A 14,865-nucleotide genomic window follows, 5' to 3' on the forward strand; every position below is an offset into this window, starting at 1 on the left:
CGCCAGATGCCGCAGGACGCGCTTTCCATCCAGCATGTCAGCCACAGCTTCGGCCGCGTCCCCGCGCTGAAGGACGTGTCGCTGACCGTGCCGCGCGGCGGCTTCACCGCGCTTCTGGGCGTGAACGGCGCTGGCAAGACCACGCTGTTCTCACTGATCACCAGGCTTTACGACAACCGCTCGGGCCGGATCGAGGTGGCGGGGCATGACCTGCGCCGCCAGCCCGGCGCGGCGCTGGCGCGGCTGGGGGTGGTGTTCCAGTCCCGTGCGCTGGATGCCGACCTGACCGTGGCGCAGAACCTGGAATATCATGCCGCGCTGCATGGCATTCCCCGGCGCGAGGCGCGGGCGCGCAGTGTCGAGGTGCTGGCGCAGGTCGATCTGTCGGACCGGCTGCATGCCAGGGTCTCGGCGCTGTCGGGCGGGCAGAGCCGCCGGGCCGAGATCGCCCGCGCCCTGATCCACCGTCCCGAGATCCTGCTTCTGGACGAGGCGACCGTCGGCCTTGACGTGAAATCCCGCGCCGAGGTGGTGGCGCTGACCCGCGAACTGGTGCGGGGCGGGGTCTCTGCACTGTGGGCCACGCATATCCTCGACGAGATCCGGCCCGAGGACGGGCTGGTCATCCTGCACAAGGGCGAGGTGCTGGCGCGCGGCAATGCCGGAGAGATCGGCGGCGACGACCTGACCGCCACCTTCCTGCGCCTGACCGGGGAGCCGGCATGAGCCGCCGCCTGACCCCGCGCATGTGGCTGACCGCCTTTCTGGGCATCGCCCGGCGCGAGACCCTGCGCTTCGTCAACCAGCGCGGCCGCTTCCTGGCGGCGCTGGTGCGGCCGCTGGTCTGGCTTTTCATCTTTGCCGCGGGTTTCCGTGCCGTGCTGGGCCTGTCGATCACGCCGCCCTATCAGACCTATGTGCTGTACGAGGTCTATGTGACGCCCGGTCTTTGCGCGATGATCCAGTTGTTCAACGGCATGCAAAGCTCGCTCTCGATGGTGCATGACCGCGAGACCGGGGCGATGCGCACGCTGCTGGTCAGCCCGTTTCCGCGCTGGTTCCTGCTGGCCAGCAAGCTGGTGGCGGGGGTGATCGTGTCGATCATCCAGGTCTATACCTTCCTGGCCATCGCTTGGTTCTGGGACGTGCGCCCGCCCGCCATCGGCTATCTGGCCGTGCTGCCGGCGCTGTTCCTGTCCGGGCTGATGCTGGGGGCGATGGGGTTGTTCCTGTCCTCCGCCATCCGCCAGCTGGAAAACTTTGCGGGGGTGATGAATTTCGTCATCTTCCCGATGTTCTTCGCCTCCAGTGCGCTTTACCCGCTGTGGCGGATGAACGAAAGCTCGCCGCTCCTGCATGACATCTGCGCGGTCAATCCCTTCACCCATGCGGTTGAGTTGGTCCGCTTTGCCCTTTACGCGCGCTTCGATCTTCTGTCCTTCTCGGTGGTGTCGGGTTGCCTGATCCTGTTCTTTGCAGGGGCCGTCGTCATGTATGATCCGGCCAAGGGGCTTTGGGCCCGGCGAAAGGGGGGAGCATGAGATACCTTGTTCTGGCGCTTTGTCTGGCTGCGGGTGCGGCGCAGGCGGAAAATGGCACCGATCCCGAGTGGCCCTGCGTGCAGCGCAAGCAGCCGAATCTGTCTCTGGGCCAGATGTGGAGCGGACCCGAACCGGACGAGGCCGCGCGGGACCTGGCACGCACGCCCGGGATCGCCGCGCTGGCCGACCGGCTGGAACAGCGCCGCCTGCCGCTGGCCGAGGCCGAGGCCGAGATCGCCGAGTTCGCCAAGACCGCGGACAACCAGCAACTGACGGCGCTGGTGGTGGCGATCTTCGACCGGATCGAACCGCATCGCGCCGCGCTGATCGCCGGTATCGCGCGCTATGGCCACAAGCAGGTCGATCTGGCACAAAGGATCCAGGATCACCGTGCCAAGATGGAAGAGATGCAAAAGGCCGAAGCCCCGGATTTCGACGCCATCGACGCCGAGGAGGAACGGCTGGACTGGGACATGCGCATCTTCCAGGACCGCCAGCAGGCGCTGACCTATGTCTGCGAGACGCCGGTGATCCTGGAGCAGCGGGTCTTTGCGCTGGCCCGTGCCATCGCGGCGGGGCTGCAATGAGCCCGGTCCCCGCCGTCATCCTGGCCGGAGGGCTGTCGACCCGCATGGGCGGCGGCAACAAGGCGCTGCGGATGCTGGCGGGAGAGACGTTGCTGTCGCGGGTGATCGCCCGGCTTTCGCCGCAATGCGGGCCGCTTGCGATCAATGCCAATGGCGAGCCGGGGCAGTTCGAGGAATACGGGCTGCCGGTGATCGCGGATGGCATCGCCGGTTTCGCCGGACCGCTGGCCGGGGTTCTGGCCGGCATGGAATGGGCGGCGGGCGAGGGGGCCGACAGCGTGGTCAGCGTCAGCGTCGATACGCCCTTTCTGCCCGAGGATCTGGTGCATCGGCTGCGCGAGGCGGCCGGCCGTTCAGGCGTCGCCATCGCCGCCAGCCCGGACGACAGCGGCCAGTTGCGCGATCATCCGACCTGTGCGCTTTGGCCCGTGTCGCTGCGCGGGGAATTGCGCGACGCGCTGGAATCCGGCCTGCACCGGATCGGCCAGTTTGCGGCTGCGCATGATCCGGGGCGGGCGGTGTTCGACAGCCGCCCCGTGGACCCGTTCCTGAACCTCAACACCCCCGAGGATCTGGCCCGCGCCGCGCGCCTGGTCTAGACGCCATAGCGGCGCAGCAGCCGGTGCAGCGCGATGGCGACCGCCCTGGCAAAGATCACCGTCATCACCGACAGAACCAGCAGTGCGGCAAAGACCAGGTCGGTCTTCATCCGGCCGTTGGCATGGATCATCAGGGCGCCCAGGCCGCGGGCGCCGCCGACCCATTCGCCGATCACCGCGCCGATGGGCGCATAGACCGCCGCCAGCCGCAGCCCGGTGGCAAGGCTGGGCAGCGCCGCCGGAATGCGCAGGTGGCGCATGATGCGGATGCGGCTGGCGCCCATGACCTGCGCCAGGTCCAGCGCCGCCTGCGGCGTGCGCATCAACCCGTCCAGAAAGGCGCTGGCCACCGGAAAGAACACGATCAGCACGGTCATGGCGATCTTGGGTGCCATGCCGAAGCCCAGCCACAGCGTCAGGATTGGCGCCAGGGCAAAGACCGGGATGGTCTGGCTGAAGGTCAGGATCGGCCGCAGGACGCCGGTCAGCTTCTGCGAAAACCCCATCGCCACCGCAAGAGCCGCGCCAAGGGCCGAGCCCAGCGCAAAGCCCAGCACCACCTCGGTCAGGGTAAAGCCGGCATGGCGGGCGATCTCGGCCCGGTTCAGCCACAGCGCATCCAGCACCCTGAGCGGCGAGGGCAGCAGAAAGGGCGGCATGCCGGCCAGCCAGATGATCCCCTGCCACAGCAGCAGGACGGTGACGATCAGGGCGGCGACGGTTCTCATGCCATCATCCCGCGCATCAGATCGGCTTGCAGGCTTAGCACCTCGGGTGCGTCATAGGGCCGGGCGGCGGCTTTCGGACGCGGGCTGGCGATGGGCCAGTCGGTCAGCCCCGTCTCGCGCAGCAGCAGGATGCGGTCGCCCAGCCGCGCGGCCTCGGCCGGGTCGTGGGTGACCAGCAGCACCGTGCGGGTGTCCAGCAGCCGTGCCGCCAGATCCTGCATCTGCGCCCTTGTGCGCGCATCGAGCGCCGAGAAGGGCTCGTCCAGCAGCACCAGCGGCCGGTCCTCGAACAGCGTGCGGGCCAGGGCGACGCGCTGGCGCTGGCCGCCCGAAAGATTGGCGGGCAGGTGATGGGCACGGTCGGTAAGGCCAACGGCCTCGATCAGCGCGACCGCGCGGGCGGTTGGGTCTGCTTCCTGCCCGGGCTGCCCATCGGCGTGTTGGGACGACGCAGAAGCTCGCAGCGTGCCGCGCAGGCGCGCGCCCAGCGTGACATTGCCGGTCACGTCCAGCCAGGGGATCAGCCCGGAATCCTGCGCCATCAACGCGACGGGACGGTTGCGCGTTACCTCGCCCTCGAAGCGCGCGCCGGTTTCCATCCCGGCGATCAGGCGCAGGATGGTCGATTTGCCGACGCCCGAGGGGCCAAGCAGGCAGGTCCAGCCGCCCGGGTGCAGCACCAGATCGACGGGCGCGAACAGTGGCGCATCGCCGACCCATGCACGGCCGCGAACCGAGGCCGCTGCGGCAGTCATTCGCGGCCCAGTTCCCAGAAGGCGACTTCGAGCCGTGTGGCGGTGGCGAAGCGATCCGACAGCGCGGCCCAACGCGGGCTTTTCTCGGGCGCCTCGCCCAGCCGCTTGCGGATGGCGCTGTCCAGCAACGCGCCGGCCGAAACGCAGGCGGCTTGGTATTCCGCGCCGGCATAGGTGTCGATCCATTCGCGATAGGGCGTGTCGGGCGTCGCCTCGGTCGCCAGCCGCAGCCCGATTTCGCCGTAACCGATCACGCAGGGCATCAGCGCCGCCAGGAGATCAAGGAAATCGCCCGAATAGCCGGCCTCCAGCACATAGCGGGTATAGGCGATATTGGTGACGGCCTCTTGCGCATCGGCCAGCACCTCGGGGCCCATGCCGGCGCGGGCGCAGGTCTGGACATGCAGGCTCATCTCGTGGTCGAGCAGCGTGTGGACCGTCGCGGAACAGGCCCGCATCTCGTCCAGGTCGCCGGCCTTGACCACGGCCAGCGCCCAGGCGCGCGAGAAGTTCTTCAGGAACAGGTAGTCCTGCACCAGATAGGTCAGAAAGCGGGATTGCGGCAGCGTGCCGTCGCGCAGCCCCTCGACGAAGGGGTGGCGGGTATAGGCGTCCCAGTCGGGCTGCGCCTCGGCCCGCCAGGCTGCAAAGGCATGGCCGTAGCGGTTCATTGCGCCGCCCCCATGTCCTGCGCTTCCATGTCCTGCGCCCCCACGTCCAGCGCCAGGTCCGAGACCGGCAGCACGCCGTCGACCAGCCCGGCTTCGTGCAGGAAGGCTTCGAACCGCGCATAGCGGCCCTGGTCCAGCGCCGCCGGGCTTTGCGAAAAGCGGGGCAGCGTGTCCTTCCACGCCTCGGCGTTCAATTCGTCCTTCAGGTCGGGCGCGGTGGCCGAGAACAGTTCCCAGCTTTCCTCGGGATGGTTGACCATGTATTGCACGCCGCGTTCGACCGCATGCAGCAGGCGGCGGGTGCGATCCAGGTCCAGATCGGCCGGGTTGGCGATGAAGATCAGCTCGTCATAGGTCGGCACGCCCTGCTCCTCGACGAAGAAGCATTTGCCCTCGGCACCCTCCAGCCGCATCTGGGTCAGTTCGAAATTGCGATAGGCGCCGATGGTGGCATCGACTTGGCCGGCGATCAGCGCCGGCGAAAGCGACCAGTTCACGTTGACCATCTCGACATCCTGCATGGTCAGGCCGGCAGTCTTGAGGATCTGGCCGACCAGCGCCTCTTCGACGCCCGAGACGGAATAGCCGATCTTCTTGCCCTTGAGATCGGCGATCTCCTGCACCGGGCCGTCGGCCTTGACCATCAGGCAGTTCAGCGGCGTTGCGACCAGCGTGCCGACGCGCTTCAGCGGCAGGCCCTCATGCACCTGCAGATGCAGTTGCGGCTGGTAGCTGATCGCGTAATCGGCCCTGCCGGCGGCGACCAGCTTCGGCGGGTCCGAGGGATCGGCGGGGGCGACGACCTCGACCTCCAGCCCTTCCTCGGCGAAGAAGCCCTTTTCCTGGGCGACGATGATCGGTGCGTGGTCGGGGTTCACGAACCAGTCCAGGATCAGCGTGACCTTGTCCTGCGCATGGGCAGGCAGGGCGAGCATGGCGAAGGCGGCGGCAAGGGTGAGATGTTTCATCGGTCGTCGTCTCCAAGGGCAAGAAGGGTGATCTCGCCGCTCCAGCGGCGGGACAGGGCGTCGGCGGCGCGCCATGAGCGCAGGCCGGAACGACAGGCCAGCACCACGCGCTGGCCGGGATCGGGCAGGGGGCCGGCGGCACCGTAGCCGGGGATGCGCAGCGCGTCCGGCGTGGCCTTGCGCGGCGCCTCGTCCTCGGGGCGCAGGTCGATGACCAGGTCGGCCGCGCGGATGTCCTCGCGGGCGATGAAGCGCGGGCCGTCGGCCTCGGGTGCGGCATCGAAACGGAACTGCGTGAAGCGGCCGTTGTCGAAGCGGATGAATTCGCCCAGGGGAGAGGGGGTCGTGCCCAGAAGCAGTCGCAGCGCCATTTGCGCCTGGATGCAGCCGAGCATCCCGACCACCGGGCCCAGCACCCCGGCCGTGGCGCAGGTCTGGCCGCTGTCGGGCGGGTCGGGGAACAGCGCCCGCAGACTGGGGGCGCCCCCACAGAAGCCGCCGACATAGCCCGCAAGCCCCAGGGCCGAGGCCGAGATCAGCGGCTTGCCCGCCGCGAGGCAGGCATCCGACAGCGTATAGCTGGCGGCATAGCTGTCGGCGCAATCCAGCACCACATTTGCCGCCGCGACCAGAACAGGCGCGTTCAGGGGTGTCAGACGGTCCGCCAGCGCCTCGATTTCCACCGCAGGATTCAGCCGGGCCACGGCCTGCGCTGCGGCGCGGACCTTGGGCTGGCCGATATCCTTCATGCGGTAAAGCGGCTGGCGGTGCAGGTTCGATTCCTCGACCGTGTCGGGGTCCACCAGGGTGATGCGCCCGATGCCGGCTCCGGCCAGGTATTGCAGCACCGGCACGCCCAGCCCGCCCGCGCCGACGACCAGCGCATGGGCGGCGGCGATGCGTTCCTGCCCCTCGGCGCCGACCTCGGGCAGGACCATCTGGCGGGCGTAGCGGTTCATGCCGCCACCCGCAGCCATTCGCGGATGCGGCCCTCGGGGTCGGGGTTGAGCGTGATGTCGGTCACGGCCGAGGCGACGTCGGCGCCGGCGGTGAATGCCTCCAGCGCGCGCTCGGGGGTCACGCCGCCGATGGCAACCAGGGGCGTCGCGCCGACCAGCCGGCGCCATTCGCGCACCCGGTCCAGCCCTTGTTGTTCCCATTTCATCTTCTTCAGGATCGTCGGCCAGACCGGCCCCAGCGCGACGTAATCGGGCCGCAGCGCCAACGCCCGGTCCAGTTCGGCATGGTCATGGGTCGAGATGCCCAGCCGCAACCCCGCCTTGCGGATCGCAGGAATGTCGGCCTCGTCCAGATCCTCCTGTCCCAGATGGATGAAATCGCAGCCAAGGTCGATGGCGGCCTGCCAGTGATCGTTGACGACCAGCATGGCGCCATGTTCGCGGCAAAGCTCCTGGCACAGAGCCAGTTCACCCAAGAGCCGGGCGGGGGGCTGGTCCTTGATGCGGATCTGCACCAGCTTCACGCCCAGCGGCAGGGCGCGGCGCAGCCAGTCGCTGCTGTCGAAGATCGGATAGAAACGCGGCAATCTCATCCCAGCACCGCCATTCCGAACAGGGGGGTCGAGGGCGCGGCCATGTCGCGGGCCTCGATCGGGTTCGCGCCATGCGCCAGCTGTCCCGCCTCGATCGCCAGCGCCATGGCGCGGGCCATGGCCACCGGATCGCCGGCCTTGGCGACGGCTGTGTTCAGCAGAACGGCGTCATAGCCCAGTTCCATCGCCTGCGCCGCATGGCTGGGCAGGCCGATGCCGGCATCCACCACCAGCGGCACGTCGGGAAAATGCGCCCGCAGGCTGCGCAGCCCGTAGGGATTGTTCAGCCCGCGGCCCGAGCCGATGGGCGCCCCCCAGGGCATCAGCACCTGGCAGCCCGCATCCAGCAGCCGGCCGCAAACCGACAGATCCTCGGTGCAATAGGGAAAGACCTGGAAGCCGTCGTCGGACAGCACCCGCGCCGCCTCGACCAGCGCGATCACGTCGGGGCAAAGCGTGTCGTCGTCGCGGATCACCTCCAGCTTGAGCCAGGGCGTCTCGAACAGCTCGCGCGCCATCTGCGCGGTCGTCACCGCCTCGCGCACCGAATGGCAGCCGGCGGTATTGGGCAGGACGGGGATGCCCAGATCCTTGATCAGGCGATGAAAATCCTGGCCCGCGCCGCCTTCGCGCCGCAGGCTGACAGTGGCGATGCCGGCGCGCGAGGCGCGGAACGCCTCGGCCATGATCGCGGGCGAGGGATATTGCGCCGTGCCCAGCATCAGCGGGCTTTCGACCCGGGTTCCGTAAAAAACCGGCATCTCAGCCCCCCTGCATCGGCGCCACGACTTCCAGCGCGTCGCCGTCTTTCAGCGTGGTTTCGGGTCGCGCGGCGGCGGGCAGGAAGGCGCCGTTCAGCGCCGTCGCCACCTTGGCCGCGCCCAGTCCGATCTCGGCCAGCGCGTCCTGCACGGTCGGGCCGGTCAGGTCGCGCGCCGCTCCGTTAAGGGTGATCTTCATCCATGAACTCCGGTTTCCGGCCCTCGACAAGGTAATCGGCGGCCATGCGGGCCACGGCGGGGGCCAGAAGATAGCCGTGGCGGTAAAGGCCGTTTGCGTAAAGCGTGCCGCCGCGCCGACGCAGGCGGGGCAGGTTGTCGGGGAATGCGGGGCGCGCATCCGAGCCAAGCTCCAGGATCTCGGCCTCGGCAAAGCCGGGATGCAGGGCATAGGCGGCAGAAAGCATCTCGACCGCCGAGCGGGCGGTGACGCGATACTTGCCGCCGGTCTCCAGCATGGTGGCGCCGATCATGTAGACGCCCTCGCCGCGCGGCACGACATAAAGCGGGATGCGCGGATGCAGCAGGCGGACGGTGCGGGTCAGGGTCACCTCGGGGCAGCGGATCACCAGCATCTCGCCGCGCACGCCGCGCAGGTCGTGGAGTTCGTCGCGGGCGGCAAGGCCGCGTGCATCGACGACCATCCCGGTGGGATTGCCCTCGGTCTCGATGCGGATGCCACGCTCCTCCAGCCGGTCGCGCAGCGCCAGCAGTGCGGCGCGCGGGTTCAGATGCGCCTCGGTGGCGAAATGCAGCCCGCGCGGGAAACGGCCGGCCAGCTCGGGCTCCAGCGCCGCGATTTCCTCGGCAGTGACGGGCTGATGCGCCTCGGTCAGCCGGGCGAAGCGGTCGAGTTCCGTCCGGTCGCGCGAGGGGGCCAGGACCAGCGTGCCGCGACGGTCGACTTCGGCGCCGTTCGCCTGCCACCAGTCTGCGGCATCGACGCCCAGGCGCAGGACCACCGGCTCGGCGCTTTCCGCCTCGCAATAAGGCGCCAGCATGCCCCCGGCGCGCCAGCTGCAGGCCTGTGAGCCGGGCTTGCCGGCGGGGTCGATGATGCGCGGCGCGATTCCGCGTGCGGCCAGTTCGGTGGCGATGCAAAGCCCCATCACCCCAGAGCCCAGGATGGTGATCTGGTTCATGCCTGCCTCCAGAGCTGGTGAAAATGATGCACCGGGCCATGACCCAGCCCGACCGCCAGCTCATCGGCGCGGGCGATGGCGCCTTGCAGCCAGCCATGGGCGCGGGTCGCGGCCTGCGCCACCGTCAGCCCCTGCGCCAGCCCCGCCGCGATGGCCGAGGACAGCGAACAGCCGGTGCCATGGGTGTTGTGGGTCTGCTGGCGCGGTGCGGTCAGGATCAGGGGTTCGGACCCGACCAGCAGGTCGGTGCAGGTGTCCTCGGTCGCATGGCCGCCCTTCATCAGCACATGGGCGGCGCCCAGCGCGCGCAGCGCCTCGCCCTGCCGGCGCATCTCTTCGGGCGTCGCGGCGGGCTCGCGGTCCAGAAGGCGCGCCGCCTCGGGCAGGTTCGGGGTCAGCACGGTCGCCAGCGGGATCAACTGCTCGCGCAACGCCGAGACGGCCTCGTCCGGCAAAAGCGCGTCGCCGGATTTCGCCACCATCACCGGGTCCAGCACCACCGGCACCGGATTGTCCGCCAGAAGCGCGGCCAGCCGGTCGGCGACGACGGTGATCGCATCCACGCCGCCGACCATGCCGATCTTGATCGCGCGCACCTCCAGATCGCCGAAGACCGCGTCGATCTGGGCCGCGACCATGGCCGGGCTGACGGGCTCGACCGCGGCGACGGTGCGGGTGTTCTGCGCGGTGATCGCGGTGATCACCGAGGCGCCATAGACGCCCAGCGCCGAGAAGGTCTTCAGGTCCGCCTGGATTCCGGCGCCGCCGCCGCTGTCCGAGCCGGCGATGGTCAGTGCGATGGGATGGGGCTGCAATCCCGACATGGCCCGCCTTTCGTTTCGGCCGGGCATGGGGACGCGGGGCGGATGGGTGGCGGCCAAGGTATCAGGGCCGCTTCACTCTACCCTTCCCTACGCCGGCATGACCCGGATCAGGTTCGATGGGTCGGTGCCCGGCACCTCTCAGCCTCGTGCGAGGCTCCCCAAGTGTATGAGTCTTCCGCGTGACACTAGGCCCTGGCGCCCCGCTTTGCAAGGGAGACGGCGGGCGGCGATTTTTCGGGCTTTACAGCACCGGCCATTCGGGCCGATCTGTGCCCGACGGAAACGGAAGGATGCGATGAAAAGCGTGATCTTCGACCTGGGTGGGGTGCTGATCGACTGGGATCCGGCGCTGGCCTTTGCGGATGTGTTCACCAGCCGGGCCGAGGCTGAAGCCTGGATGAAGCGCATCGGTTTTGCCGACTGGAACCGGATACAGGACGGTGGGCGCAGCTTTGCCGAGGGGGTGGCCGCCGCCCGCGCCGTCCATGGCGACGAGGCGCGGCATCTGGCCGGCTATCCGCTGGCCTTTCCGGTCGCCATCGAAAAGACCGTGCCCGGCACCTGGGCGATTGCCGAGGCGCTTCTGGCGCGCGGCGTGCCGCTTTATGCGCTGACCAACTGGTCGGCCGAAACCTGGCCGCATGCGCTGGAACTGCATCCCCGGCTGGGCGGGCTTTTTACCGATATCCTGGTCTCGGGCCAGGTCGGCGTGCTGAAGCCCGAGCCGGCGATCTATCGGCTGCTGATGGATCGCAACGGGCTGGTGGCCGAGGATTGCATCTTCATCGACGACAGCGCGGCCAATGCCGAGGGCGCCCGCGCGCTGGGCATCGACGCGATCCACTTTACGGGCGCCGAGGCGCTGGGCGAGGAGCTGGCGCGGCGCGGGCTGTTCTGAGCGTCGCGCCCTGCTCAGGTGGCTGTCGCGCCGGGGTCATTGAACCTGCGGCGCTTTCTTGCCAGCATGGGCGCAGTTGGCAGTGAGTTGACCCTTTGCGATACCGTTCCCTCTATTTCATCCCCGTTGCCCTGCTGCTTCTGGCAGGAGCGGCGGTCGGCTATACCAAGGTGATGGCAAGGATCGGCTCGGGCCAGCCCCCGGCCTATGCCCTGCCGGAACAGCAGGCGGATCGCATCGTCGTCTCGAAGGGCGACAAGACCATGTATCTGCTGCGTGGCGATAGAATCCTGAAAACCTATCGCATCGCCATGGGATCAAACTGGAACCAGGGCCACAAGCAGCGGGAAGGGGACGAGCGGACGCCCGAGGGCACCTATCGGATCGATTGGCGCAATCCCCGCTCCATCGCCCATCTCAGCCTGCACGTTTCCTATCCCAATGCCGAGGACAGCGAACGGGCGCGGCAGGCGGGATACAGTCCGGGCGGGAATATCATGATCCATGGCCTGCCCAACGGATGGGGGGCGATGGGCCGGTTGCATCGGCTGCTGGACTGGACCGATGGCTGCATTGCCGTGACCAACGACGAGATGCGGGAAATCTGGTCCCTGACGCCGAATGGCACCTCGATAACGATCAAGGCCGAATGGGCGCCGTGAATCCCGCGCGCCGGGGCTGCGTCGGGTCGCCGTGTTCGGGCGATGCCGGTGCCGCAGGAACCGCCTATCCCACCAGCTTCGCCACATGGCGCAGCGCCAGCAGATAGCCGTGGATGCCGAAGCCGGCGATCACGCCCTCGGCGCGCAGGCTGACATAGGAATGGTGCCGGAAGCTTTCGCGCTTGTGGACGTTCGAGATATGCACCTCGATCACCGGTCCGTCGAAGGTGTTCAGCGCGTCCAGGATCGCGACCGAGGTATGGGTAAAGGCGGCCGGGTTGATGACGATGGCCTGGGCCTTCAGCCGCGCCTCGTGGATCAGGTCGATGATCGCGCCCTCGTGGTTCGACTGGTGGAAGGCGATCTCCAGCCCCAGTTCGGCCCCCAGCGCCTTGCAGTCGCGTTCCACGTCGGCCAGCGTGGTGCTGCCATAGATCTCGGGCTGGCGCTGGCCCAGGAGGTTCAGGTTCGGGCCGTTCAGGACATAGACGGTGGGCATGGCGTTCTCCGCGAAGATGGGGCAATCTAGCCCAGTTCGGCCAGGAAGATATAGCCCGCGCCGTAGATGGTCTTGATCAGGCGTGGGTTCTTGGGGTCTTCGCCCAGCTTGGTGCGCAGGCGCGAGATGCGCACGTCCATCGCCCGGTCAAAGCTTTCGCCCGCCGTGCCTCCCAGCGTTTCCAGCATCTGCGCGCGCGAGATCAGCCGGCGTGGATTGTCGAGAAACAGCCGCAGCACCTCGGCCTCGGCATGGCTGATCGGGGTCTCGGCCCCTTCGGGCGAGGTCAGCGTATAGCGGTCGAAATCCGCGGACCAGCCGGCAAAGCGGATCTGCTGGCGGCCGGGGCCGGTCTCGCGCTGCGGCTTGCGCAGCCGCGCGCGGATGCGGGCCACCACCTCGGCCGGATCGAAGGGCTTGATGATGTAGTCGTCGGCGCCCAACTCCAGCCCGGTCACGCGGTCCTGCACTTGCGCCCGGCCCGAGATGATGATGATCGCCGCGCCGGATTCGCTGGCCAGCCGGTGGACCAGCGCCAGCCCGTCGCGGTCGGGCAGGCCCAGGTCGATCAGGCAGGCATCGGGCTGGATGCGGCGCAGCGCCGCCTCGAATTCGGTGGCGCGGGCGAAGCTGACGGTGCGAAAACCGGCCTCCTCCAGCGCCGAGGATAGCAGGCGGCGGATTTCGGGCTCGTCGTCGAGAATGGCGATCAGGGGGGTGTCAGTCATCGGTCTCTGCCATGGCCAGGGCCAGTTCGGTGTCGCCAAAGGGCTTGGTCAGGACCGGGCAGTCAAGCCCCGATCTGCGCGGATCGCCCGGCGGCAGCGCCGTCATCAGGATCAGAGGCAGGCCGCAGCCCCGCAGATCAGCGCCCGAGCCGTCGCCCAGTTGCAGGTCGGACAGGATCAGCGTCAGGCCGGCGAGGTCGGTCAGGCCGCGCGCCTCGGAGAGCGAGCCGGCTTCGATCACGGAATGGCCCTGGGCGGTCAGCATCTCGCGGATATGGGCGCGGATGGCGTCGTCGTCCTCGACCAGCAGCACCAGATGCGGGCGCACGGCGCGCAGCGGCAGCCGGATGGTGATCCGGGCACCGCCGCTTTCGGCATTGCCAAGCCGCAGGGTGCCGCCCGAAAGCTTGATCTGGTCATAGACCATCGACAGGCCAAGGCCGGTGCCCTGGCTGCCCTTGGTGGTGAAGAAGGGCTCGGTGGCCCGCGCCAGCGCCTCGTCGGAAAAACCCGGGCCGGTATCGGTGACCGAGATTTCCAGCCAGCGCCCGGCGGGCCGGGCCTCGACCGTGATGCGGCCCTGGCCCCGCATGGCGTCGCGCGCGTTCAGGATCAGGTTGAGCAGTGCGTCCTGCAACGCGCCGGGGTCCAGCATCACCCGCGCCGGCAGCTCGCCGATGCGGCTGTCCAGCGCAACGCCGGCGCCCAGCGTCGGCCGGGTCATCGCCGCCAGGTCGTCCAGCATGGCGCGCAGTTCGACCGGCTGCGGCTGGTGCTCGCGCCCGCCGGTCAGCGCCGAGATGCCGTCGAGCAGGCGCACCCCGCGCCGGGCGGCGGCCAGCGTGGCCTGCACGTCCTCGGCCTGTTCGGGCGGCAGCCCGGCGCGGGCCAGCCGGCCCTGCAGGCCCAGGATGATGGTCAGCAGGTTGCCGAAGTCATGCGCCAGCCCCGAGGTCATCTGCGCCGCCACCGCGCGCTTGGCCGCATGGGTCAGCGCCTCGCGCGCCTGCACCTCGGCGGTGACGTCGGTTGACAGGATATAGACGCCGCGCCCGTTCTGGTCCGGGGTCAGCGCGATGCGGATGCGTCGGCCCGAGGGCGGGTGCGTGATCTCGAATACCTGCGGCTGGCCGGCGATGGCGCGGTCCAGATGCGGGCGGATGCGGGCGAAGGTCTCGGCCCCCAGCACCGTTTCGCATTGCCGGCCGATGATCGACGCGTTCGAGCCCGGGAACACCATCGAGATCTGGTTGTTCGAGAAGGTATAGCGATAGTCCCGGTCCATATGCGCGATATGGGCCGGGACCATGGCGGTGACATGGCGGGTGCGGGCCTCGGATTCGGTCAGGATGCGCTTTGCCTCCTCCAGCGCGGCATTGGTCGCGGCCAGCGCCCGGTTCGCGGCCGAAAGCCGCTCGGCATTCTCCAGCACCCGTTCGGAGAGTTCCTCGGACCGGGCGCGCAGCAGTTCCTCCTGCCGCTTGATATGGGTGATGTCGGTATAGACGGCGATCCAGCCGCCCTGCGACAGGGGCGCCCCCTCGACCGAGATCCAGCGGCCGTCGGCGCGCTTTCGCTCCATGTAATGCGGCTGGAAGGTGCGGGCCTGGTCGACGCGCTCGCGGATCGCGGCCTCGGGGTCGTCCTGGGGGCCGTATTCGCCGCGATGGACCAGATAGCGGATCGTGTCCTGGAAGGTGGCGCCGGCGCGGGTCAGTTTGTCCGGCAGGCCGAACATCGCCTGATAGGGGCGATTGCTGACGGCCAGCCGCAGGTCGGCGTCGAAGATCGAGATCGCCTGCTGGATCAGGTTCAACCCCGAGCGGGTCAGCTCGGCGTGCCGGTCGTTCGAGGGCATGTCCGTCCCTAGCATTGCGCAACCCCTGTAACAATTCGTAGGATTCAGGAAAAACTGACGCAAGGATTGCCGCT

General features: G+C 68.7%; 19 protein-coding genes and 1 riboswitch. Of the genes, 6 read left to right on the forward strand and 13 right to left on the reverse strand.

Annotation, left to right across the window (positions count from 1 at the left end; genetic code table 11):
- Positions 1-6: 6 nt before the first annotated feature.
- The 4 genes from BLT64_RS08990 to mobA are packed head-to-tail and all read left to right on the forward strand — an operon-like array spanning position 7 to position 2,727.
- Entirely contained in the window at positions 7-726 is a 720-nt protein-coding gene (locus BLT64_RS08990; RefSeq protein ID WP_011746379.1) for an ABC transporter ATP-binding protein, read from the forward strand.
- Positions 723-1,541, forward strand: coding sequence for an ABC transporter permease (locus tag BLT64_RS08995; RefSeq protein WP_011746380.1), 819 nt, complete (start codon positions 723-725; stop codon positions 1,539-1,541). Before BLT64_RS08990 ends, BLT64_RS08995 begins: the two co-directional genes overlap by 4 nt.
- On the forward strand, positions 1,538-2,128 hold the full coding sequence (locus BLT64_RS09000; RefSeq protein WP_011746381.1) for a hypothetical protein: 591 nt from the start codon (positions 1,538-1,540) through the stop codon (positions 2,126-2,128). Before BLT64_RS08995 ends, BLT64_RS09000 begins: the two co-directional genes overlap by 4 nt.
- Positions 2,125-2,727 (forward strand): molybdenum cofactor guanylyltransferase MobA, encoded by a 603-nt coding sequence (gene mobA / locus BLT64_RS09005; protein WP_011746382.1) that lies wholly within the window; start codon positions 2,125-2,127, stop codon positions 2,725-2,727. The genes BLT64_RS09000 and mobA overlap by 4 nt, the downstream gene beginning before the upstream one ends.
- Here mobA and BLT64_RS09010 read toward each other — a convergent pair.
- Genes BLT64_RS09010 through thiD form a run of 10 tightly spaced genes read right to left on the reverse strand, consistent with a single transcriptional unit; the run spans position 2,724 to position 10,146 of the window.
- Positions 2,724-3,455, reverse strand: a complete 732-nt coding sequence (locus tag BLT64_RS09010; RefSeq protein ID WP_011746383.1) for an ABC transporter permease — start codon at positions 3,453-3,455, stop codon at positions 2,724-2,726. The two genes, mobA and BLT64_RS09010, sit on opposite strands and share 4 nt — an antisense overlap.
- Positions 3,452-4,210, reverse strand: a complete 759-nt coding sequence (locus BLT64_RS09015) for an ABC transporter ATP-binding protein (RefSeq protein WP_011746384.1) — start codon at positions 4,208-4,210, stop codon at positions 3,452-3,454. The genes BLT64_RS09010 and BLT64_RS09015 overlap by 4 nt, the downstream gene beginning before the upstream one ends.
- Positions 4,207-4,881 (reverse strand): thiaminase II, encoded by a 675-nt coding sequence (gene tenA / locus BLT64_RS09020; protein WP_011746385.1) that lies wholly within the window; start codon positions 4,879-4,881, stop codon positions 4,207-4,209. The genes BLT64_RS09015 and tenA overlap by 4 nt, the downstream gene beginning before the upstream one ends.
- Entirely contained in the window at positions 4,878-5,849 is a 972-nt protein-coding gene (locus tag BLT64_RS09025; RefSeq protein WP_011746386.1) for an ABC transporter substrate-binding protein, read from the reverse strand. Before BLT64_RS09025 ends, tenA begins: the two co-directional genes overlap by 4 nt.
- Positions 5,846-6,808 (reverse strand): HesA/MoeB/ThiF family protein, encoded by a 963-nt coding sequence (locus tag BLT64_RS09030; protein WP_011746387.1) that lies wholly within the window; start codon positions 6,806-6,808, stop codon positions 5,846-5,848. Before BLT64_RS09030 ends, BLT64_RS09025 begins: the two co-directional genes overlap by 4 nt.
- On the reverse strand, positions 6,805-7,401 hold the full coding sequence (locus BLT64_RS09035) for a thiamine phosphate synthase (RefSeq protein WP_011746388.1): 597 nt from the start codon (positions 7,399-7,401) through the stop codon (positions 6,805-6,807). Before BLT64_RS09035 ends, BLT64_RS09030 begins: the two co-directional genes overlap by 4 nt.
- Complete coding sequence (locus BLT64_RS09040) at positions 7,398-8,162, reverse strand: thiazole synthase (protein ID WP_011746389.1); 765 nt, start codon at positions 8,160-8,162, stop codon at positions 7,398-7,400. The genes BLT64_RS09035 and BLT64_RS09040 overlap by 4 nt, the downstream gene beginning before the upstream one ends.
- Position 8,163: 1 nt before the next feature.
- Positions 8,164-8,361: a sulfur carrier protein ThiS gene (thiS, locus tag BLT64_RS09045; RefSeq protein ID WP_011746390.1), complete on the reverse strand. Its 198-nt coding sequence runs from the start codon at positions 8,359-8,361 to the stop codon at positions 8,164-8,166.
- Positions 8,345-9,322, reverse strand: a complete 978-nt coding sequence (locus BLT64_RS09050; protein ID WP_011746391.1) for an FAD-dependent oxidoreductase — start codon at positions 9,320-9,322, stop codon at positions 8,345-8,347. The genes thiS and BLT64_RS09050 overlap by 17 nt, the downstream gene beginning before the upstream one ends.
- Positions 9,319-10,146 (reverse strand): bifunctional hydroxymethylpyrimidine kinase/phosphomethylpyrimidine kinase, encoded by an 828-nt coding sequence (gene thiD / locus BLT64_RS09055; protein ID WP_041529678.1) that lies wholly within the window; start codon positions 10,144-10,146, stop codon positions 9,319-9,321. Before thiD ends, BLT64_RS09050 begins: the two co-directional genes overlap by 4 nt.
- Before the next feature lie 67 nt (positions 10,147-10,213).
- A riboswitch (TPP riboswitch) is annotated at positions 10,214-10,317 on the reverse strand.
- Between the two features lie 124 nt (positions 10,318-10,441).
- On the opposite strand from thiD, the gene BLT64_RS09060 reads away from it, so the two are divergent.
- Positions 10,442-11,044 (forward strand): HAD family hydrolase, encoded by a 603-nt coding sequence (locus BLT64_RS09060; RefSeq protein WP_011746393.1) that lies wholly within the window; start codon positions 10,442-10,444, stop codon positions 11,042-11,044.
- A 95-nt stretch (positions 11,045-11,139) separates the two neighbouring features.
- On the forward strand, positions 11,140-11,706 hold the full coding sequence (locus tag BLT64_RS09065) for a L,D-transpeptidase family protein (RefSeq protein WP_011746394.1): 567 nt from the start codon (positions 11,140-11,142) through the stop codon (positions 11,704-11,706).
- A 64-nt stretch (positions 11,707-11,770) separates the two neighbouring features.
- On the opposite strand, the gene aroQ is transcribed toward BLT64_RS09065, so the two are convergent.
- Genes aroQ through BLT64_RS09080 form a run of 3 tightly spaced genes read right to left on the reverse strand, consistent with a single transcriptional unit; the run spans position 11,771 to position 14,806 of the window.
- Positions 11,771-12,205: a type II 3-dehydroquinate dehydratase gene (aroQ, locus tag BLT64_RS09070; protein ID WP_011746395.1), complete on the reverse strand. Its 435-nt coding sequence runs from the start codon at positions 12,203-12,205 to the stop codon at positions 11,771-11,773.
- Positions 12,206-12,231: 26 nt separating this feature from the next.
- Complete coding sequence (locus BLT64_RS09075; RefSeq protein ID WP_011746396.1) at positions 12,232-12,933, reverse strand: response regulator transcription factor; 702 nt, start codon at positions 12,931-12,933, stop codon at positions 12,232-12,234.
- Positions 12,926-14,806: a PAS-domain containing protein gene (locus BLT64_RS09080; protein WP_011746397.1), complete on the reverse strand. Its 1,881-nt coding sequence runs from the start codon at positions 14,804-14,806 to the stop codon at positions 12,926-12,928. The genes BLT64_RS09075 and BLT64_RS09080 overlap by 8 nt, the downstream gene beginning before the upstream one ends.
- Positions 14,807-14,865 lie beyond the last annotated feature (59 nt).

The organism is Paracoccus denitrificans (assembly GCF_900100045.1).
In the GTDB taxonomy this organism is placed as follows: domain Bacteria; phylum Pseudomonadota; class Alphaproteobacteria; order Rhodobacterales; family Rhodobacteraceae; genus Paracoccus; species Paracoccus denitrificans.